This is a genomic window from Conexibacter woesei Iso977N, assembly GCF_000424625.1.
GTDB lineage: Bacteria > Actinomycetota > Thermoleophilia > Solirubrobacterales > Solirubrobacteraceae > Baekduia > Baekduia woesei_A.
Genome location: NZ_AUKG01000001.1, coordinates 1,823,511 through 1,844,321, shown reverse-complemented (window position 1 = coordinate 1,844,321; position 20,811 = coordinate 1,823,511). Strand labels below are relative to the sequence as shown.

Below are 20,811 nucleotides of genomic sequence, written 5' to 3'. Positions count from 1 at the left end.
CACGCAGCGTTTCTCACCACCTGGCCCTTCGGCCAGGTCTGCGTCACGCGGCGGTGAGGCGCTCGATCTCGTCGCGCAGCCGCGCGTGCGAGCGGCGCTGGTCGAAGCGCTCCTCGACGCGGGCGCGGCCGCCGCGGGCCAGCGCGGCGGCCAGCTCCGGCGTGTCGGCGATCCGGGCGACGGCCGCGGCCATCGCGCCGGCGTCGTCGGGTGGGACGAGCAGGCCGGCGGTCCCGTCGTCGCCGACGACGTCGGCCACGCCGCCCATCCGCGCCGCCACGACCGGCGTGCCGACCGCCATCGCCTCCATCAGCACCAGCGGCGTGACCTCGCCCGCCGGCAGCAGCAGGACGTCGGCCGCCGCGACGCGCGCCGCGACGTCGTCGCGCTGGCCGGAGAACGTCACGCGCTCCGCCACGCCCGCGGCCTGCGCCTGCGCGCGCAGCTCCGCGCCGTAGCCCGGGTCGGCCTCGCCGCCGATCAGCTCGAGCGTGGCGTCGCGGCCCGCCGCGGCCAGCCGCTCCAGCACGGCGATCGCCAGGTCCTGGCGCTTGTGGCGGTCGACGGTCCCGACGACGACGAGCGCGAGCGCCGCGCCGGAGCGCGGGCCGCGCGCCGCGCGCGGCGCGCTCAGCGGGATCCCGACCGGGTTGAGCAGCACGTGCGCGCGCGCGTCGCCGAGCTGCTGCGCGATGCCGGGCGAGATCGCGACGACCGTGTCGGCGACCGCGCCGTGGAAGCGCAGCAGGCGCCGCACGGCCGCGGACTTCGGCGCCTCCTGGACGTGGACGATCACCGGCACGCGCGCCAGCCGCGCCGCCAGGACCGGGGCGACCAGGATCGAGGAGTTGACGACCACCGCACGCACGTCGCGCGCGCGGATCAGCCGCGCGATCCGCACCGCGTCGGGCAGCGCGCGCCCGATCTCCAGCGACCAGCGCGCGGGCGAGGCGCCCCAGATCGGCAGGCGGCTCGACGGCGCCACGACCGGGCCGAGCGCGGCGAAGCGGCCGGTCAGCTCGCCCTCCCCCACGGCGACGACGAGCTCGTAGTCGGCTGACAGGGCCTCCGCCTGCCCGAGCGCGACGAGCTGCGCGCCCGCCGGCTTGGGGCTGTGGACCGCCATCAGCACGGGCCCGTGTTGGGTTCGTGTTGCCATCGCCCCACAAACGTGCCCGGCAGGCGCAAGTTTGCGCGCCGTCCCCGCGTTGGTCGGGCAGGTCATGCAGCTCGGCGCACTTCTTCATCAACTCTGGCGGCACAAGGTCGGCTCGGCGCTGTGCCTCGCGTTCGCCGTCCTCTCGTCGGTCTGGAGCCTGTACCACATCGGGCTCTTCCCGCCGGGCCTGACGCCGCGCCACCTCGAGATCGGCGCGGCCTCGACGAGCGTCCTGGTCGACGCGCCGCACTCCAAGATCGTCGACCTCAACGCCAACACCCAGGACTTCGCGGCGCTGACGACGCGCGCCGACCTGCTCAGCAACGTGATGGCCAGCTCGCCGGTGCGCGGCTACATCGCGGCGCGCGCCCACGTCCCGGTCCAGGACATCGTCGCGGTCGCCTCGCTGGGCTCCAACCTGCCGCGCTCGGCGTTCGAGCCGGGCAGCGAGCGCCGCTCGACCGACCTGATCGCCGAGACCGACAAGTACCGCCTCGCGATCTCGGTCAACCCGGCGCAGCCGATCATGTACGTCGACGCCCAGGCGCCGGACGCCGCCGGCGCCGCGAACCTCGCCAACGCGGCGGTCGACGGCCTGCGCGACTACCTGACGCTGATGGCCAACCAGGATCAGGTCAGGCACAGCGCCCGCACCCGGCTGATCCAGTTCGGCCGCGCCCAGGGCGGCATCGTCAACCCGAGCATCAACAAGGAGCTCGCGCTCCTGACGTTCTTCATCAGCTTCGCGGTCGCGTGCGCCACGTTCCGCGTCTTCCTCCGCGTGCGCCACGGCTGGAGCCTGGACTCCCAGCGGGCCAGGCGCGACGGCAGGAACTGGTGGCTGCCCAAGCTGGAGCCGGCCGCCGCATCGGGTCCCGCACCGGCGAGCACCGCCACCCATGAGCCTGACTGACGCGCCCCCGGCCGTCCGGGCCCGCGACCTTCCGCCGGCCCCGCCGGCGCCGCCGCTCGACGACCGCCCCACGTTCGAGGACCAGGGCCCGGCGCCGCGCTCGCGCGCACGGCAGATCGCCGACGACTGGCCGCACACGCGGCGCGTGCTGCCGTGGCTGATCGCCGCGTTCATCGCGATGTTGTGGTTGATCCCGTTCAACACCATCAAGCTGCGCGTCTCGTTCCCGATCGACCTGCAGCTGGACCGCGTGATGCTGCCGCTGCTGGTCGGCTCCTGGCTCGTGGCGGTCGTCTCGGGCGGCGCGAGCCGGCCGCGGCTGCGGCTGACGGCCCCGCACTACGCCTTCCTGACCTTCGTGCTGATCTGCGCGGTCAGCATCGTCGTCAACGAGCACACGCTCAACCAGACGCGCGAGTTCGACGACGCGCTCAAGCAGCTGTCGATCATCTTCAGCTACGCGGCGTTCTTCCTGATGATCACGAGCATCGTGCGCCCGACCGAGGTGCGCGCGTTCCTGAAGCTCACGTTCGCGCTGGCCGTCGTCGCGGCGATCGGGACGCTCTGGGAGTACAACGCCCAGTACAACGTCTTCTACGACCTCTCGAGCAAGATCTTCATCCCGAAGCTCTTCGTGTCCCAGAGCCCGGGCCAGCTCGGCGCGGTCGACGAGATCGGCCGCCGCCTCACGCGCGGCCCGGCCCAGCACGGGCTGGAGCTCACGTCGATGCTGGCGATGGCGCTGCCGCTGGCGATCATCGGCCTGCTGGAGACCAGGGACAGGTGGGCGAAGATCGGCTACGCGCTGGCCGCGACGCTGTTCCTGGCCGCCGCGATCGCGACGTTCCGCAAGACCGCGATCATCGCGCCGGTCACCGCGATCGCCGTGCTGGCGGTCTTCCGCCCGCGCCGCGTGGTCCGCCTCGCGCCGCTGTTCCTCGTCATCCTCGCGCTCGTCCACGTGCTGTCGCCGGGCGCGTTCGGCTCGGTCCTCGTGCAGTTCCAGGGCAGCCGGCTGAACTCGGTCTCGACGGTGAGCGACCGCACGGACGACTACGACGCGGTCCGCCCCGACGTGTTCCTGCACCCGATCCTCGGGCGCGGCTACGGCGCCTACAGCGAGGCGCGCTACCGGATCCTCGACAACGAGCTGCTCGGCTACCTGGTGTCGATCGGCGTGATCGGGCTGCTGGCCTACCTGGCGGTGATGGCCTGCACGGTCGCGGTCGCCAGGCGCTGGGTCAGGAGCCGGGACCCCGCGGTCGCCACGCCGCACCTCGCCGCGGCGTCCGCGGCGGTGGTGTTCGTCGTGGTCAGCCAGCTGTTCGACTCGATGGCGTTCCCGCACGCGCCGTACGTGTTCCTGTCGATCGCGGGCCTCGCGGCCGCCGCGACCTGGGGCAGGACGCGCGCCGACGACCCGGGGCAGGTCGCGCCGTGAGCGCGCGCCGCCGCGTCCTGGTGATCATCCAGGGCGAGCCGGGCGACAAGCCGGCGGGCCCGGAGATCCGGGGCTGGGAGATCGCGCGCGCATGTGCGCGCATGCACGAGGTCACCGTGATCGCCGACGTCGCGGGCGAGCAGGTGCGCGAGGGGATCCGGATGGTCCCGCGCACGCGCCGGCGCCTGGTGCGGGAAGCGCTGCGCCACGACGTCGTGATCGGCCCGCTGCTGCCGCCGTACCTGCTGCTGGCGATGGCCGGCCGGCGCAGCGTCCGCGTCGCCGACCTCTACGACCCGGTCGACGTCGAGCTGCAGTCGCTCGGCGACGGCTGGCGCGTGCGCCGGCTCGCCGCGCAGCGGCGCAAGCTCCGGGACCTGCAGCTGCGCTCGGCCGACGTCGTCGTCGTCGCCAACGAGCCCCAGCGCGAGCACCTCGCCGCCGACCTCGCCGCGGTCCGCCGGCACGACGGCGGCCCCGCGCTGGTGATCGCCGGGATGGGCCTGTCCGACGACCCGCCGCAGACCACCGAGCACCGGCTGCGCGACCACTTCGACGGCATCGGCGCCGACGACCCGCTGATCCTGTGGTGGGGCTCGGTCTGGCGCTGGTTCGACGCGCCCAGCGCGATCCGCGCGATCGAGCTGCTCGCCGAGCAGCGCCCGGACGTGCGCTTCGTGATCACCGTCGGCCCGCCGCCCAACGAGCTGACCGCGACGCTCAACGCCGCCGGCGAGGCGCGCGCGCTGGCGCGCGAGCGCGGGCTCGAGGGCAGGCACGTGTTCTTCCTGGAGGAGTGGATCCCCTACGCGCAGCGCGACCGCTACCTGCGCGACGCCGACGTCGGGCTGACGCTGCACGCCAAGGCCGACGAGTCGCCGCTGGCCGCGCGCGCGCGCTACATGGACTACATCTGGGCCGGGCTGCCGAGCGTCCTGGCCCGCGGCGACGTCGTCGCCGGCCAGATGGCCGCGGCCGGCGCCGCGCGGCTGGTCGACCCCGGCGACGTCGAGGCGACCGCCGCCGCGCTGCACGACCTGCTCGGCGACGACGCCGCGCGCGCCGAGGCGAGCGCCTCTGCGCTGCGCCTCGCCGATGAGCTACGGTGGCCGGCGATGCTCGCCCCGCTCGTCACGGCTGTGGACGAGGTCGCCGACGACGGCGGCTCGGCCGGACGGTCGCTGTCGCTGGCCGCGCAGGCCGCCGCGTTCTACGCGCGCCGCGCGTTCAACGCCTGCCTCGGTCTGTCGTGATCGCACGCGTCCGGGTAGCGATCGCGCCCGCCGGGGCGCTGGTTGAGCACGACCGCCTCTGGTCGGCGCTGAGCGCCGCGTTCCCGGCGGACTTCGTCGCCTGGGACCCGCAGGGCGCGCGCCCGGACGGCGTGATCGGCATCGGCGACGACGGCGGCGCGGCGGTGATCGCGCAGGTCCCGGCGCTCGCCTTCCCGGGCCCGCACGAGCCGCTGCGCGGCGGCCCGCGCACCGACGTCCTGCTCACGGCGACGCCGCTGCTCGACGCGCGCCTGCACGACGTCGCGCTGGAGGACCAGGACCTCGCGGCACCGCTGGTCGTCGGCGCCGGGGAGGTCGTGCTCGGCGCGACCGCCGCCGGCGAGGCGTGCTGGACGCGGCACCCGCACGAGCACGCGCCGATCGACCGGATCGCCGCGCCGCTGTTCGCGCTCGCGCCCGACGCGCCGCTGCGCACGCCGCTGCACGGCCCGCGCTCGCTGGTCCTGATCGCGCTCGTCGCGTTCCTGCGCGCGGTCGCCGAGCCGGCCGGCGTGCAGGGCCCGCCGGTGCGCGCCACGATCCTGTTCGACGACCCCAACCTGCGCCGCCCGACCTACGGGCACATCGACTTCGCCGCGCTCGTCCGCCACGCCGACGCCCACAACTACCACGCGGCGATGGCGATGATCCCGCTCGACCGCCACGGCGCGCACGGCCCGACCGTCCGGCTCTTCCGGCAGCGCGCCGACCGCGTGTCGCTCGCGTTCCACGGCAACAACCACGAGAAGCGCGAGCTGCTGCAGCCGAGGGCGCTGCCCGAGGCGCTGGCGCTGTGCGCCCAGGCGCTGCGGCGCGTGCAGGCCTTCGAGGCGGCCGAGCAGCTGCCGGTCAGCCGCGTGATGACCGCGCCGCACGGCATGGTCTCGCCCGCCACCGCCAGCGCGCTCGGCGCGCTCCCCTACGACGGGCTCTGCGCGATCCACCCGTTCCCGTGGCGCGAGGAGCCGATCGCCGGGCGGCCGCTGGCCGGCTGGGACCCGGCGACGTTCACCGAGGGCTGCGCGGTCCTGCCGCGCGTGCCCCTCGACTGGGGCCCGAACGGGCTGGCGCTGCGCGCCTACCTCGACCAGGCGATCGTCCTCTACGGCCACCACGACGACGTCGCGAGCGGTCTGGAACCGCTCGCGGTCGCGGCGCAGCGCGTCAACCGGATCGGCGCCGTGCAGTGGACGTCGCTCGGCGCGATCGCGCAGAGCAGCCACCGCGTGCACGCGCTCGCCGGCCTGGCCGTCGTGCGCCCGTTCGCCAACCGCGTCGTCGTGACGCCGCCGGCCGGCGCCCAGGCGTTGACCGTGATGCGGCCGGCCGAGGGCGGCGACGTCTTCACCGGCTGGTCGCTCGGGAGCGGGACGACCGTCCCGTTCGGCGACGCGCTGCCGCTGGTCGACGACGCACCGGTGACGCTGCGCCTGCACTCGCGCTTCGAGACGCCGGTCGGCGCGGTGACCGACCCGCCGCTGCGGCCGTGGCCGGCCGTCCGCCGGATCGGGACCGAGCTGCGCGACCGGCTCGCCCCGCTGCGCGGCTAGCTGTGGCGCTCGACCGCGAGCGGCGTGCCGTCGGCGTCGATCGCGCGCACCCAGCTCGGCGTCGCGACCTGCGTGAACGGACCCGTCGGCGCGTGCTCGGCCTCGGCCGCCTCGGCCTCGGCGCGCTCGGCGGCCTCGGCCGCCGCGTGGCGGCGGTGGTCCGCCTCGGCCCGCTCGCGCTTCTCGTCCTCGGCCGCCGCGCGCAGCGCGCGCACGATCCCCGGGAGGATCACGACCGCGGCGCAGAAGAGGATCAACAGGAAGATCGCCAGCACCGCGCCGTAGGCCTTGCGCGGTCCGCGGACCGAGATCCCGATCTCCGGCGCGCCGAGCTGGCGCAGCACCAGGCGCCGCGAGGCCGGGACCTTCTGCGACTTGACGACGGTCTTGAGGTAGTCCTGCAGGCCCGCGGCCGCGCCGTCGGCCAGGCGCGTCGCCTCGGCGGCGTTCTGCCCCTGCGTGTCGATCGAGATCACCGGCAGCGACGAGTCGGTGCGGATCGAGATGATCTTCGCGTCGCGCCCGTTCTGGGTCACCGCCGCCGCGGCGCCGGTCGGCGGCGCGGTCCCGCCGCCGGCCTGCGGGCCGAGCACGACGAGCCTGTTGGCCGGGATGCCCACGCGCGCGGAGATCGCGCTCTTGATCGGGCTCGTCGAGATCAGCGACGCCAGCAGCGAGGCGCGCGTGCCGACCGCGTCGGCGCCGCTCGGGCTGAGGTCGATGACCTGGGAGTCCGGGGTGTCGACGAGCACGTTGACCGTGCCGAGCGCGACGGTGTACTGGCGGCTCTCCAGCTTCGGCGGGATGCCCGGCGTCACCTTGTAGGCGACCACGATGCCGAGAGCGACCGAGACGACAAACGCGAGGGCGACGAAGAGGCGACCGCGCCACAGCGCGCGGAGTGCGGTGATGAGATCCACGCCGAATCAACGCGCGGTCCCGCGTGCTGCTTCCGCCGCTGTGGAAGATCTTCGGTTGTGATCGCGTTGGTTGCGTGATGGCCGACCTCGCGGTGATCGTGGTCTCGCACAACAGCGCTCGATGGCTCAGGCCCTGCCTGTCCTCGCTGGCTGCCCACGCCCACGGGCTGGAGCTCGACGTCGTCGTCGTCGACAACGCCTCCACCGACGGCTCGGCCGAGCTCGTCGAGCGCGAGTTCTCAGACGTCCGCGTCCTGCGCCGCGACAACCACGGCTTCGCCTACGGCAACAACGAGGGGTTGAAGACCGTCGACGCGCCGTTCGTGCTGCTGCTCAACCCGGACACCGAGCTGCTCGACGGCCAGCTCGCCGACGTGATCGCCGCGCTGCGCGCAGCGCCGGACGTCGGCGTCGCCGGCGTCAAGCAGGTCACCGCCGACGGCACGCTGTGGCCGACGATCCGCTACTTCCCGACGCCGATGCGCGCGGCCTGCCAGGCGCTCGGCTCCGAGCGCTGGCCCGCGCGCCGGCGCTGGATGGGCGAGCGCGAGCTCGACCTCGCCCACTACGACCGCGCGACCGACTGCGACTGGATGTCCGGGTCGTTCCTGCTCGCGCGCCGCGAGGCGCTGCTCAGCGCCGGGCTGCTCGACGAGCGCTTCTTCCTGTTCGCGGAGGAGACCGACCTCTGCCTGCGCATGCGCCGCGCGGGCTGGGGCGCGCGCCACCTGCCGGTCATGACGATCCTGCACCACGCGGGCAAGGCGGGCGCGGCGCCGAGGCTCGTCGCCCAGGACGCCTACGCACGCCGCCAGTACGCGGGCAAGCACTTCACCGCGCCGCAGCGGACGCTGTACCTCTCGGCGCTCGGGACCGGCCACCTCCTGCGCGCGATCGCCCCGGGCGAGAAGCGCGCGGCCTCGCGCCTGGCCCTCGCAACGCTGGCCGGCCGCGCGCCCGCGCCGTTCGTGGCCCCGCCGCCGACCGCCGTCCACGTCGACGACCGCCGCTGAGATGACGACCGTCGCCGTCGCGTTCCCCGGGGACCCGCGCCACCCGACGACCTGGTCGGGCACGCCGTCGGGCGTCGTGCGCGGGATGGAGGCCGCGGGCGCCACCGTGCGCTCGCTGGACGCCGACCCGCACCCGGCGGTCAACGCGCTGGCGATGCACGCGCTGTCGCTCGCGCGCCTGCACCGCAGCGACCGCTCGGCCGGTCTCGTCACCGCCGTCAAGAACAGCCGCCGCTCGGCGCGGCTGAGCCCGGAGCTCGGGCGCCTGCAGACGCGCGCCGCGCGCCGCCGCGTCCGGACGCTCGGCCCGGTCGAGGGGATCGTCCAGATCGGGACCGGCTACGCGGTCGCCGCCGACGCGCCGGTCGTGACGTTCGAGGACATGACGGTGGCCCAGGTCCTCGCTGCGCCGTACCCCGCGTGGAAGGGCCTGCCCGCGAGCGCGATCCAAGCGCGGCTGGACGCGCAGCGCCGCGCCTACGAGCGCGCGACCGCGTGCTGCACGACGACCGGCTGGGTCGCCGAGTCGATCGTGCGCGACTACGGGATCCCGGCCGAGAAGGTCCATGTCGTCGGGGTCGGCCGCAACCGCGAGGCGCTGGACGCGCCGCGCGACTGGTCGGTCCCGCGCTTCCTGTTCGTCGGCGTCGAGTGGGAGCGCAAGAACGGCGACGGCGTCCTGCGCGCGTTCAACCGCCTGCGCGCCGACGTGCCCGAGGCCGAGCTGGACCTCGTCGGCCGCCACCCGGACGTGAGCGCCGTGCCCGGCGTCACCGGCCACGGCGTGCTCGCGCTCGACGACCCGGCCCAGCAGGCCGAGTTGATGGCCTTGAACGCGCGCGCCACCGTCTTCGTGATGCCGTCACACCAGGAGGCCTCGGCGCTGGCCTACACCGAGGCGGGCGCGGGCGGGCTGCCGAGCATCGGCTCGACCGTCGGCGGCTCGGCGGAGCTGATCGGCGACGGCGGCCTCGTGGTCGACCCCGCCGACGACGACGCGCTGCTCGAGGCGATGCGCACCCTCTGCGATCCCGTCACCGCTCAGCGCCTCGGCGCGCTCGCGCGCGTCCAGGCGGACAAGTACACGTGGCCGGCGGTCGGGAGCCGGCTGCTGCGGGCGATCGGCCCGCAGACCGCCGACGTCGACGCGCTCGCGGCGTTCCTGTAGGCCTTGCCGACCGTGCCCCTCCGCCTCCGCCCCCTGCTCGCCCTCGTCGCGGTCGCCGCGACCGCCGCCGGCGGCGCCGCGCTCTCGGGCTGTGGCGGCGTCTCCGCCGCCGACCCGTCGGCCGCCGAGACGCCCGCGACGCCGGACAACCTCGCCGACGTCTACAGGAAGGCCAGGGGCGGCGCGGTCATCCGCCTCGCGCCCGGCGACTACGGCACGTTCAGCGGCGGCAGGAAGTCCAGCCCGGTCACCGTCCGCGGACCGGTGAGCGGTGTCGCGACGATGAAGCTGCAGCTGCAGGGCGAGCAACAGGTCGTCATCGACCACGTGACGATCCCCGACGCCTACCTCAACGCGGTCCGCGACGTCACGATCCGCCGCTCGTCGTTCACGGGCATGACGCGCGTCGACGCGTTCGAGCGCGACGCCGGCATCCTCTTCACGCACGACCAGTTCCACGCGGTCGACCCCTGTGAGAAGTGCTACGAGGGCCGGCTGACGATCCGCGGCGACGGCCACCCCGACGGCCGCCCGGTCGGCGTGACGATCCGCGACAACCGCTTCGGACCGGGCGGGACCGCCGACGGCATCCAGATCATCGGCACCGCCGAGGCCGTCAGGATCGGCCCCGGCAACCGCTTCGCCGGGCTCGGCCAGAGCCAGGCCCAGGGCTCGCCGCACACCGACCCGATCCAGTTGTACGGCTCGACCCGCACGGTCATCACCGGCAACTGGATGAGCGGCAACGCCACCGGGATCATGGCGCCCGACGGCTCCAGCGGCGAGATCATCACCAACAACGTGATCCAGACGACCGGCTACCCGTGGCCGATCGTGATGGGCGGCGCACACAGGAACACGATCGTGCACAACACGCTCCCGGGCGGCGGGTCGATCGAGGTCGACCGGTCCAACAACGGCGACCCGAGCAGCGAGGTCGTCGTCCAGGACAACACGGCCCGCGCGGTCGTCAACGCCAGGGGCGGCGTGCCGACCGGCGTCGACCAGGACTACAACCTGCTCGTCAGCGGCGCCCGCGGGCCCCACGACGTGCGCGGGCGACCGCGCTTCAAGGGCGGCTCCAAGCCCACGAGCTACGCCGGCTACCGGCTGGCGCGCTCCAGCGCGGGACACGGTCGCGGCACCGGCGGCACCAACATCGGCATCGCCGGCTAGGTCCTCCTGCGTACCTCGCGCGGGCGCTTCGCGCCTGGGCGTTTAGCCGCTCGCGCGACGGGGGTACCTAACCCGCCGTCCGCAGGCAGGGGCCGACAAATGTCGGAGGGCCACGCGGATCGCTCAACCACCCGAGCGAACATGACCGATAGTCGTAGCAGCGAGCAGGAGCCCTTCAGGGAGGGGCCTTCGTTGCACCCGTGATCTGCGGCGGTCCAGCCGTTGGCACTTCCCAGCAGGGTCGATGCGTTGCGCGTCTTCCATCCGCTGGAAAGAGGAAACAAAGCATGTCCTACGTTGCCCTCCGGGGTGGCCGCCGCACGTCGTTGCGCGCCATCACCGCAGCGCTTTCGTCCGTCATCGCCGTCGCCTGCGCGTCGGGAGCCGCGCATGCGGCAGACCTCAACGCCACCACGTCGAACTTCTCGAGCGTCTACAACTCGGCGGCCGGCGGAGACGTCATCCACCTCGCCGCGGGCGACTACGGCTCGTGGACGCCGTCCAGTGCCAAGTCCTCGGTGGTCACGATCACGGCGCAGTCCGGCGCGAGGGCCGAGATGTTCCCGACGATCCAGATCGCGAACATCAAGCTCGACGGGCTGACGATCGACGGCGGCTACCTCAACGGCGCCAAGAACACGTCGATCGTCAACTCGACGTTCACGGGCATGCTGCGCGTCGACACGCCGACCTCGACGCCGAACGCCAACATCTTGATCGATCACAACACGTTCGCGGGCATCAACGTGTGCTCGACGTGCTACGAGGGCCGCCTGACCGTGCGCGGCTACCAGAACACGCAGCCGGTCGGGGTCACGATCTCCAACAACACGTTCGGCCCCAACGGCGACGCCGACGGCGTCCAGATCATCGGCGGCGCCTACGGCGTCCAGGTCGGGCCGGGCAACGAGTTCCACGGCATCGCCCAGGTCAGCCAGGCGCACTCCGACGCGATCCAGCTCTACGGCTCGTCGCACACGGTGATCACCGGCAACTGGCTGCACGACAACGCCACCGGGATCATGGCCCCCGACGGCTCCGACCACGAGACGATCACCAACAACGTGATCTCGACGACCGGCTACCCGTGGCCGATCGTGATGGGCGCGGCGACCGGGAACATCATCTCCCACAACGTCCTGCCCGGCAGCGGCGGCATGGTCGAGGTCGACAAGTCCAACGGCGGCGCGACGAGCTCGGGCAACGTCGTCAAGGACAACGTCCTGGCCGACGTCGGCAGCTCCACCGGCGGCGCGCCGCAGGGCACGAGCGTGGACTACAACCTGATCTCCGGCGGCGCGATGGGCAGCCACGACATCAAGGGCAGCCCGACCTACGCCGGCGGGTCCAGCCCGACGTCGTGGGCCGGCTACGCGCTGGCCGCCGGCAGCACCGGCACCGGCAGGGCCGACGACGGCACCGCGATGGGCATCACGGGCACGGACGGCACCACGGGCGGCGGTGGCGGCGGCGGCACGACGACGCCCCCGGCCGACACGACCGCGCCGGACACGTCGATCAGCTCGGGCCCGACCGGCACGACCAACGACAACACGCCGACGTACGCGTTCACCGCGACCGAGTCCGGCTCGACGTTCCAGTGCAAGGTCGACAGCGGCGCCTGGGCGTCGTGCACCAGCCCGAAGACGCTGAGCACGCTGGCCGACGGCAGCCACACGTTCTCGGTCCGCGCGACCGACGCCGCGGGCAACACCGACGCCTCGCCCGCGAGCGCGGCGTTCACGGTGAGCACGCAGGTCGCCGACACCACGGCGCCCGAGACGACGATCGGCTCGGGCCCGGCCGGCACGACCAACGACAGCACGCCCGCGTTCGCGTTCACCTCCAGCGAGTCCGGCTCGACGTTCGGGTGCAAGGTCGACAGCGGCGCCTGGACGTCCTGCACCAGCCCGAAGACGCTGAGCACGCTGGCCGACGGCAGCCACACGTTCAGCGTGCGCGCCAAGGACGCGGCCGGCAACACCGACGCGTCGCCCGCGACGCGGACGTTCACGATCGACACGCAGGCGCCGGCGACGACGATCGCGTCCGGCCCGGAGGCGATGACGCTGAGCGGTGACGCGAGCTTCGCGTTCTCGGCCGATGACGCCGGCGCGCGGTTCGCGTGCTCGCTGGACGGCGGGACCTGGACGGCGTGCACGTCGCCGGCGACCGTCGGCGGCCTGGGCATCGGCCAGCACACGTTCGCCGTCCGCGCGACCGACGCGGCCGGCAACACGGAGGCGACCGGCGCCAGCCGCAGCTGGACGGTCGCGCTGCCGGACGTCACGCCGACGCCGCCCTCGACGGAGCCCCCGGCGACCGACCCCGGCACGTCCGAGACGCCCGACCCGCCGGCCGGCGACGGCAGCGAGACGCCGCCGGTCGTCATCGCCGACCCGCCCGCGCCGAGCGCCGGGCCGACGGTCACGCTGAGCCGCCCGGCCTCGGGCGACCGCTTCACCCGTACGCTGTCGGCGGCCGCGACGACGACCGGCGCGATCGACCACGTCGAGTTCTGGCTCGACGGCACGAGGATCGCCAGCGACGACACGGCGCCGTACGCCGTCAGCCGCTGGCGCGTCCCGCGGTCGGTGACCGCCGGCGCGCACACGGTCGTCGCCCGCGCGTTCGCGACCGACGGCGCCGTCGCCTCCAGCGCGGTCAACGTCGTGCGCGGGTCGTCGCGGTCCGCCACCCGCGCGACGGCGACGAGCGCCGGCAGCTGGCGCATCGCGTCGAAGCCGACGGCCGACCGCACGGCGCTGGTCGGCGCCGGCCCGGCCTCGGCGGGCGCGAAGATCACGGTCACGCGCTGCGCCGACCGCACCGGCAGGGCCGTGAAGTCCCTGCGCGTGAAGGCCGGCAGGACCGGCGCCGTCACGGGCTCTCTGATCGGTCAGGGTTTCTGCATTTTGACCCTGCGGTCCGTCTGACCGACGCAAGCGCACGCCCAGCGTGCGTGGAATCCGCTCGGCTGGGTAGAGTGCTGCCCGGCCGAGCCCCGGCTTGAGGGGATCGGCAGGAGTGTCTGTCGTGTGCGCGCTGCAAGCGTCCAGCCCAGCGTGCCTGTGTGTTCCCAAACAAGACGCCGTCCTGCCTAGGCAGGGGTCTAGAGGTCAGGACGGCCGGAGGTTCGCTCACGCCATGACTGCACCCAACCATGACGTCGCACGCCGGTACGCCGTCCGCGCTCGCGCCGCAGCCGCAGCCGCCACGGCCCTCCTCGCCACGGCGCTGGCCGCCGGGCCCGCCGGCGCCGCCGACGTCAACGCGACGCCGTCGAACTTCTCGTCGGTCTTCTCCGCCGCGAGGGCCGGCGACGTGATCCACCTCGCCGCCGGCGACTACGGCACGTTCACCGGCGGCTCGAAGTCCGGCCCCGTCACGATCACCGGCGCCGGCGCCGACATGTACGCCAATCTCGGCGCGTCGCAGAACCTGATCCTCGACGGCCTGACGATCGAGGGCCTCGCCACGAACGGCGCCAAGAACCTGACGATCCGCAACTCGACGTTCACGGCCGCGACCGTGATCCAGACGCCGACGTCGACGCCCAACGCCAACATCCTGATCGATCACAACACGTTCGCGAACATCAACGTGTGCTCGACGTGCTACGAGGGCCGCCTGGCGGTCCGCGGCTACCAGAACACGCAGCCGGTCGGGGTCACGATCTCCAACAACACCTTCGGCCCCAACGGCGACGCGGACGGCATCCAGATCGTCGGCGGCGCCTATGGCGTGCAGATCGGGCCGGGCAACGAGTTCCACGATCTCCTGCAGGTCAGCCAGGCCCACACCGACCCGATCCAGCTCTACGGGTCGACCCACACGCTGATCACCGGCAACTGGCTGCACGGCAACGCGACCGGGATCATGGCGCCGGACGGCTCCGACCACGAGACGATCACCAACAACGTGATCCAGACCACCAGCTACCCGTGGCCGGTCGTCATGGGCGCGGCCGAGGGCAACGTCGTCTCGCACAACGTGTTCCCCGGCTCCGGCGGGACCGTCGAGGTCGACAAGTCCAACGCCGGCGACGCGAGCTCGGGCAACACGGTCAAGGACAACGTCCTGGCCAACGTCGCCAACTCCACCGGCGGCGCGCCGCAGGGCACGACGTCGGACTACAACCTGGCGTCGGGCGGCACGCGCGGCAGCCACGACATCAAGGCCAGGCCGACCTTCGCGGGCGGCTCGAGCCCGACGTCGTGGGCCGGCTACGCGCTGGCCGCCGGCAGCACCGGCACCGGCAAGGCCGACGACGGCACCGCGATGGGCATCGTCCCCGGCGCGGCCGGGACGCCGAGCAACCCGGGCGCGGCCGGCACGACGCCGGCGCCGGCCCCGTCGCCGACCGCCTCGACCAGCGCGACGACCGCGCCGCCGGCCGTCGCGCCCGCCCCGCTGATCGGCGCCGGCGTCTCGCCCCTGCTGGCGGTCAAGCGCTCGATCTCGCACGTGCGCTTCACCAAGCGCCTGCGCTTCGCCCTGCTCGTCAAGCGCTCGGCGTCGCCGGTGTCGCGGATCTCGTTCATGGTCGACGGCCGCTGGGTCGCGACCGATCGCAGGGCGCCGTTCGCGCTCAGCTGGAAGGTCCCGCGGACCACGCGCTACGGCACGCACGTCCTGACGGTCAAGGCCTTCGCGGCCGACGGCAGCGTCGGCACGCTGTCGGCCAAGGTCCGCCGCGTCCGCTAGGGACGCGGCGGCACCCGCCGTCCTCGCCGGGCCGGGCTAGACCCGGCTCAGCGCCTTGCGGGCGAAGCGCGCACCGGTGGTGCACGCGCCCGTGATGCTCAGCACGCCCTGGGAGCCCAGCGGGACGTAGGTCCCCTGCGCCCCGGCCTTCAGGCAGTACACGGTGTGGCCGCCGACGCGCTTCTGCGAGACGACCCTCGCGTTCTTGAGGATCGTCGCGATCCTGACCTGCTGGACCGACAGCGTGACCAGCGCCCGCCTGCTCGACGCGAAGATGCACGTCGGGCCCTGCGGCGCGAGCGACTGCCTGATCGACCTGCCGAGGATCACCGACGCCTCGCGGCGCGTGACGAGCTTGCACGGGCTGTTGGCCGCGCTGTTGGCCGCGTTCTTGGCGGCCGTCGCGATCCGGCCCGAGGTCTTCTTGTGGTGGGACTCGTGCACCGGCCTCTGGCCGTCGGGCGTCCCGACCGGCTGGACCGGCTTGTGCGTCGAGCGCTTGACGTCGGTCTTCGGCGCCACGACCTTGGCGACGTTGGGCTGCGGGTCGAAGCCCGCCGCCTTCTTGACGTCCTCGTCCTTGATCGCGGCGCGCTCGGCCTTGGTCAGCGTCTTGGACGCGGTCGCCCTGGCGGTGGGCACCGAACCCTGCGCGCCGCCGGTCGACAGCACCACGCCGCCGGCCCCGACGGTGGGCGGGACCGGGCCGCTGCCGGCCGGGCCGGCCTTGCCGTCGCCGCTTGAGCCGCAGCCCGCGGCCAGCGCGGACGCGGCGCCCAGCACGGCCAGCAGGCTCGCCGCCCGCCGGCCCCGCCGGATCCTCAACTGCTTGATGTCGATCCCCATGTCGTCAATCCCCCGTCTCTCACTGCGCCGCGAAGACGACGTCGACGCCGTAGTCGCTTGCGTTCCAGGTGTTGGTCGGGAACACGGAGCCGGCCGAGTAGGCGTACACGCCGTTCGGCGTCGTCCCCGTGGCCGGAGCGTGCAACGGCGCGTTGTCGAACCTCGTCGTGAACGCGCTGTCGGTCGCCGCGTAGTTGCCCTGCGGCGCGAAGTACGAGACCACGTACGTCGTGCCGGCGGTGATCGCCACCGGTGTCGAGAGCGCCTGCTCCTGCCAGCCGCTCGCGGTCTCACCGCTGAACGTCACGGTCGCCAGCCTCGTGCCGGTCGCCGACCAGAGGGTGCCGAGATGCGTGCCGTCGTTGCCGGTGCCCTTGTAGAACCGGATCGCGGTGATCGACCCCGCGACGTCGGACGTGAACTTCACGCCCAGCTCGACCGGGTTGGGATCGGCGTTGCCGACCGAGGTGACCGACGGCGTGCGCGAGCTGAAGATCGTCATCGCCGGCTTGATCGCCGTCGATGCCGCCGACTCGGTGCCCGTGCCGATCGCGTTGGTGGCCTTGACCTTGAAGGTGTAGGCCGTGCCGGTGGTCAGGCCGGTCACGTTGGCGACCGTCCCGGTGCCGGACACGGTCACGACCTGCGCGGTCTGCGCGGTCGTGCCGACGTACGGCGTGACGGTCGAGCTCGTGATCGCGCTGCCGCCGTTGCTGGGCGCGGTCCAGGTGACGCTCGCCCCGCCGACCGCCGCGGTCGCCGTGACGCCCGTCGGCGTGCCCGGCACGCTGGTCGCCGTCGGCGTCACTGCGTTGGACGAGGCCGACAGCGCACCCGAGCCCGCCGAGTTCGACGCCTGCACCTTGAAGGTGTAGGACGTACCCCCGGTCAGGCCCGCGACGACCGTGTTGGTCGCCGGCGGCGAGCCGTTGACGGTCACGGCCCTGGCCGTCTGCGCGGTCGTGCCGATGTACGGCGTGACCGTGTAGGACGACGGCGCGCCGCCGGTCGTCGGCGCCGTCCAGGTGACGGTCGCCGAGCCGTTGCCCGCGGTCGCCGTCGGCGTGCCCGTCGCGCCCGGCACGGTGGTCACGACCGGGTAGGCGAACACGACGTCCACGCCGTAGTCCGAGTTGTTCCAGGACTGCGTCGGGAACGTGCTCGACGAGCCGTAGGAGTACACCCCGTTCGGGCTCGTGGCCGCCGACAGCGCGTGCAGCGGCGGGTTGTCCACGAAGGAGCCGAACGCGCTCGGCGTGTCGGAGTAGTGGCCGGCCGGTGCGTAGTACGAGGCGACGTACGTCGTCCCCGCCGTGATCGACACCGGCGTCGTCAGGCTCGCCTGCTGCCAGCCGGAGGACGTCTCGGAGCTGAACGTCGCGGTGCCGAGCCTGGTGCCCGTCGCCGACCACAGGTTGCCGATGTGGGTCCCGTTGTTCAGCGCCGTGCCCTTGTAGAAGCGCAGGGCGGTGATCGTGCCGGCGGAGTCGGAGCGGAACTTCACCCCGACCTCGACCCCGTTGCTGTCGGTCGAGTCGGCCTCGAGCGGCGTGGCGCCGTCGAAGATCGTGATCTGCGGCGTCACCGCGGCCGAGGCCGCGGAGTCAGCGCTCGTGCCGACCGAGTTGGTGGCCTTGACCTTGAAGGTGTAGGCCGAGCCGTTGGTCAGCCCGTTCACCCTCACCGAGGTGCCCGAGCCGGAGCTGACCGTCGCGGTCTGCGCGGTCGTCCCGATGTAGGGCGTCACCGTGTAGCTGCTGATCGTCGTGCCGCCGGTGTTCGCCGGAGCGGTCCAGCTGACCACCGCGGCGCCCGTCTTGGCCACCGCCGTCACCCCCGTCGGCGCCCCTGGCGCGGTCAGCGCCGTCGGCGTCACCGCGTTGGACGCAGCCGACGCGGCCGAGGTGCCCGAGCCGTTGGTCGCCGTCACCTTGAAGGTGTAGGACGTGCCCGCGGTGAGGCCCGTGACCGTCGTGGTCGTGGGCAGCGGGTTGCCGGTCACCGAGGCGGCCAGCGCGGTCTGCGCGGTCGTCCCGATGTACGGCGTCACCGTGTAGTTGACGGGCGAGCCGCCGGTCGTGGGCGCCGCCCACGTCACGTTGGCCGAGCCGACGCCCGCGGTCGCGGTCGGCGTCCCCGGCGTGCCCGGGGTCGTCGTGGTCGCGAACACCACGTCCACGAAGTAGTTCGAGGCGTGGTAGGTCCCGGTCGGGAGGATCCCGCCGCTGCCGTAGGCGAAGAAGCCGTTCACCGTCGTCGCGGTCGCCTGGATGGCGTGCAGCGGCGCGGCGTCGAGGGTCTGCCCGCCCAGCGGCGACGGCTTGTAGAAGCCGTACTCCGTCGAGGAGTAGTGACCCTGGGGTGCCAGGTAGGACACCGTGTAGGTCGTGTTGGCCAGGATCGGCACCGCCGTGGAGAACAGCGCCTGCTGCCAGCCCGACGAGGTCTCGTTGGCGAACGTCACGCTCGCGAGCGCCGAGCCATCCGGGCCCCAGAGCGTTCCGACATGCGTACCGGTGTTGTTGGGGCCCTTGTAGAAGCGCACGCCGCGGATCTCACCGCCGAGGTCGGACCTGAACTTCATCCCCACCTCGACCGAGCTGTCGTCCTGGGTGTCGACGGTCACCGGCCTCACGCCGCTGAGCAGCGAGCACGGGCAGGACACGTTGATCGAGCGGCTCGGGCCGGTGGCCTCGGTGTTGCCGCTGTCGTCGGTCGCCCGGACCTTGATCGTCGTCGACGGCACGCCGTGCGCCGTCCACGCGTAGGTCCAGCTGGTGGTCCCGTCGGCCCGGTGCCAGGTCGCGCCGTTGTCGGTCGAGACCTCGACGCCCGCGACGATCCCGCCGCCGGTGTCGGTGGCGGTGCCGGAGATCGTGACGACCGAGCTGTCGGACACCGACGAGTTGACCGCCGGGGTCACGAGCGTCGACGTGGGCGCGGTCGTGTCGGTGGACTTGGTCGCCGCCGTCAGGCCGGGCAGCAGCGTCGCGGGCTGCGAGCCCATGTCGGCCAGGAGGTTGACCGTCGCCTGCTGCATGTTGCGGTCGGTCGGCGTCGGGTTGGGCCGCGTGCTCCATTGGCCCCACGCGTTGGTGTCGTCCAGGCCCCACGACCACTGCACGGTGCCGGCGCCGAAGACCAGCGCGCCGCTCGGCGCGCGGTAGAGCGTCAGGTGGTGCTCGGCCGGGTCGTCGTTGACGTTGGTGCCGTAGTCGTCGAAGTGCTGGACGGAGTCGACGTTGGTGTCGGACATCTGGATCGAGCCCTTGGGCCGGAAGCCGTTGTCGATGTCCTCGTCCCACTCGTATCCGAGCACGCCCGTGCCCGCCGCGAGCGTCAGCGAGTCACCGTTGGTGAGGCTCGCGACGTCGGTGTTCCTCCAGAACCGCAGGTTCCTGTAGGTCGATGGGACCGTGATGTCCGACGTGCCCCAGTTGACCGTGAACAGCTGGCCGGTCAGCGCGTTCTGCGGCCGGCCGCCGTCCTCGGGCGGGCTGAAGCGCGGGTCCATCCAGCTGCCGGTCCAGATCGAGGAGTCCGCGCCGTCGGGCGGCGTCTCGAAGTGGGTCTCCTTGAAGGCGGTCAGCGTGCGCGACGGCGTGTTGGTGCCGTCGCCGCTGGGCTGGTACCGGGTCTTCCAGTACACCTCGTTGCCGCTGAAGAACGCGAGGTTGACGCCCGCGTCGCGGGCCGCCTCGACGTTGGCGCGCATGTTGCCCGACCAGTACTCGTCGTGGCCGGAGGACAGGAACACCCTGTGGTTGAGCAGCGGCGCCCCGGAGCGGTCGACGTCGACGTCGCTCGTGTAGGAGATGTTGTAGCCGTTCTCCTCCAGGAACCGGATCATCTGGTACTCGGAGTAATACGGATCCGAAAGCCCACCGTCGGTCACCAGCGTGCCGTCGAACGGGCGGTTGTAGGAGACCTGGTAGGCCGCCTTGTAGCCGCCGGGGTTGCCGGACGGGCACGCGACCGTGCACGAGTACAGGGAGTTGCCGCCGTAGGCGTTGTAGGCCTGCCAGGTGGCGTCGCTGGTCGAGACCAGGATGTCGCTCCTGTTCGCGCTGCTGTCGTCGCGCACGACGAACATGATCTGGCTGTCGCCGCCGGTGTCGTCGCGCACCAGGTGCGCGATGTACAGGCCGGACACGGCGTTGCTGGGCACGGTGTAGGAGGCCGACTCCGCCCAGTTGCCGCAGTCGACGAGGCCCGTGCTGCTGGTGGTGATGCAGGCCGGCTGGTTCTGGGGCTGCGCGGCCGAGGGCGAGAGCCCGTCGGCGAGCTCGCGCGCGCCGTCGCCGCCGTAGTAGCCGAGGCGCAGGATGTCGAAGTGGAACCTCGCCGAGGACTTGACCTTGAAGTGGACGGTCTCGCCGGGCTGCACGCTCATCTGCGTGGCGAAGCCCTGGATCGTCGGGTCACCCGAGCCGTTCGTCTGCCACTGGACCGGCGGGGTCCCGGGCTGCGAGTTCTCGCAGGCGACCTTGTTGGTCACCGGCGTCGCGCACGGATCGGTGGCGGCGCGACCGGCTGCCGGTAGGCAGAGCAAGATGGTGAGAACCGCTGCGCAGGTGGCCACGAACATGACGACGCCCGGCTGAGCCGGGCGACGCTGTGCTGCGGGGTGATCGGAAACGAGAA

Annotated in this window: 13 protein-coding genes; 9 read left to right on the top strand and 4 right to left on the bottom strand. The window is 73.1% G+C overall.

What is annotated here, in order from left to right; translation table 11 throughout:
- Positions 1–43 precede the first annotated feature (43 nt).
- Positions 44–1,159, bottom strand: a complete 1,116-nt coding sequence (locus tag H030_RS36730; protein WP_196809055.1) for a glycosyltransferase — start codon at positions 1,157–1,159, stop codon at positions 44–46.
- 31 nt (positions 1,160–1,190) lie between these two features.
- On the opposite strand from H030_RS36730, the gene H030_RS0109045 reads away from it, so the two are divergent.
- Genes H030_RS0109045 through H030_RS0109030 form a run of 4 tightly spaced genes read left to right on the top strand, consistent with a single transcriptional unit; the run spans position 1,191 to position 6,337 of the window.
- Positions 1,191–2,072 carry a hypothetical protein gene (locus tag H030_RS0109045; RefSeq protein ID WP_027005883.1) on the top strand — a complete coding sequence of 294 codons (882 nt, stop codon included), beginning with the start codon at positions 1,191–1,193 and terminating at the stop codon, positions 2,070–2,072.
- Positions 2,059–3,513 carry an O-antigen ligase family protein gene (locus H030_RS0109040; protein ID WP_027005882.1) on the top strand — a complete coding sequence of 485 codons (1,455 nt, stop codon included), beginning with the start codon at positions 2,059–2,061 and terminating at the stop codon, positions 3,511–3,513. Before H030_RS0109045 ends, H030_RS0109040 begins: the two co-directional genes overlap by 14 nt.
- On the top strand, positions 3,510–4,766 hold the full coding sequence (locus H030_RS0109035; protein WP_027005881.1) for a hypothetical protein: 1,257 nt from the start codon (positions 3,510–3,512) through the stop codon (positions 4,764–4,766). Before H030_RS0109040 ends, H030_RS0109035 begins: the two co-directional genes overlap by 4 nt.
- On the top strand, positions 4,763–6,337 hold the full coding sequence (locus tag H030_RS0109030; RefSeq protein WP_027005880.1) for a hypothetical protein: 1,575 nt from the start codon (positions 4,763–4,765) through the stop codon (positions 6,335–6,337). Before H030_RS0109035 ends, H030_RS0109030 begins: the two co-directional genes overlap by 4 nt.
- Here the strand turns inward: H030_RS0109030 and H030_RS0109025 are convergent.
- Entirely contained in the window at positions 6,334–7,257 is a 924-nt protein-coding gene (locus H030_RS0109025) for a hypothetical protein (RefSeq protein ID WP_027005879.1), read from the bottom strand. The two genes, H030_RS0109030 and H030_RS0109025, sit on opposite strands and share 4 nt — an antisense overlap.
- Before the next feature lie 77 nt (positions 7,258–7,334).
- Between H030_RS0109025 and H030_RS30605 the strand changes: the two genes are divergently transcribed.
- From H030_RS30605 to H030_RS0109000, 5 genes are all read left to right on the top strand, one after another.
- Positions 7,335–8,270, top strand: a complete 936-nt coding sequence (locus tag H030_RS30605; RefSeq protein WP_051222136.1) for a glycosyltransferase family 2 protein — start codon at positions 7,335–7,337, stop codon at positions 8,268–8,270.
- Position 8,271: 1 nt separating this feature from the next.
- The gene (locus tag H030_RS0109015) at positions 8,272–9,438 is read left to right on the top strand and encodes a glycosyltransferase family 4 protein (RefSeq protein ID WP_027005878.1); all 1,167 of its coding nucleotides are present in this window, start codon (positions 8,272–8,274) and stop codon (positions 9,436–9,438) included.
- A 12-nt stretch (positions 9,439–9,450) separates the two neighbouring features.
- Positions 9,451–10,614, top strand: a complete 1,164-nt coding sequence (locus H030_RS0109010) for a right-handed parallel beta-helix repeat-containing protein (protein ID WP_155891932.1) — start codon at positions 9,451–9,453, stop codon at positions 10,612–10,614.
- 287 nt (positions 10,615–10,901) lie between these two features.
- Positions 10,902–13,550, top strand: coding sequence for an Ig-like domain-containing protein (locus tag H030_RS0109005; RefSeq protein WP_081690627.1), 2,649 nt, complete (start codon positions 10,902–10,904; stop codon positions 13,548–13,550).
- Between the two features lie 211 nt (positions 13,551–13,761).
- Positions 13,762–15,321, top strand: coding sequence for a right-handed parallel beta-helix repeat-containing protein (locus H030_RS0109000; RefSeq protein WP_027005875.1), 1,560 nt, complete (start codon positions 13,762–13,764; stop codon positions 15,319–15,321).
- A gap of 36 nt (positions 15,322–15,357) precedes the next feature.
- On the opposite strand, the gene H030_RS0108995 is transcribed toward H030_RS0109000, so the two are convergent.
- Complete coding sequence (locus H030_RS0108995) at positions 15,358–16,167, bottom strand: hypothetical protein (protein ID WP_027005874.1); 810 nt, start codon at positions 16,165–16,167, stop codon at positions 15,358–15,360.
- 19 nt (positions 16,168–16,186) lie between these two features.
- Positions 16,187–20,665: a DUF4082 domain-containing protein gene (locus H030_RS30600; protein ID WP_051222134.1), complete on the bottom strand. Its 4,479-nt coding sequence runs from the start codon at positions 20,663–20,665 to the stop codon at positions 16,187–16,189.
- Between the last annotated feature and the right edge of the window lie 146 nt (positions 20,666–20,811).

Coding starts and splice junctions, on each gene's coding strand:
- H030_RS30605 (WP_051222136.1), top strand. CDS start 7,335: ATGGCCGACCTCGCGGTGATCGTGGTCTCGCACAACAGCGCTCGATGG.
- H030_RS36730 (WP_196809055.1), bottom strand. CDS start 1,159: ATGGCAACACGAACCCAACACGGGCCCGTGCTGATGGCGGTCCACAGC.
- H030_RS0109040 (WP_027005882.1), top strand. CDS start 2,059: ATGAGCCTGACTGACGCGCCCCCGGCCGTCCGGGCCCGCGACCTTCCG.
- H030_RS0108995 (WP_027005874.1), bottom strand. CDS start 16,167: ATGGGGATCGACATCAAGCAGTTGAGGATCCGGCGGGGCCGGCGGGCG.
- H030_RS0109005 (WP_081690627.1), top strand. CDS start 10,902: ATGTCCTACGTTGCCCTCCGGGGTGGCCGCCGCACGTCGTTGCGCGCC.
- H030_RS0109015 (WP_027005878.1), top strand. CDS start 8,272: ATGACGACCGTCGCCGTCGCGTTCCCCGGGGACCCGCGCCACCCGACG.
- H030_RS0109000 (WP_027005875.1), top strand. CDS start 13,762: ATGACTGCACCCAACCATGACGTCGCACGCCGGTACGCCGTCCGCGCT.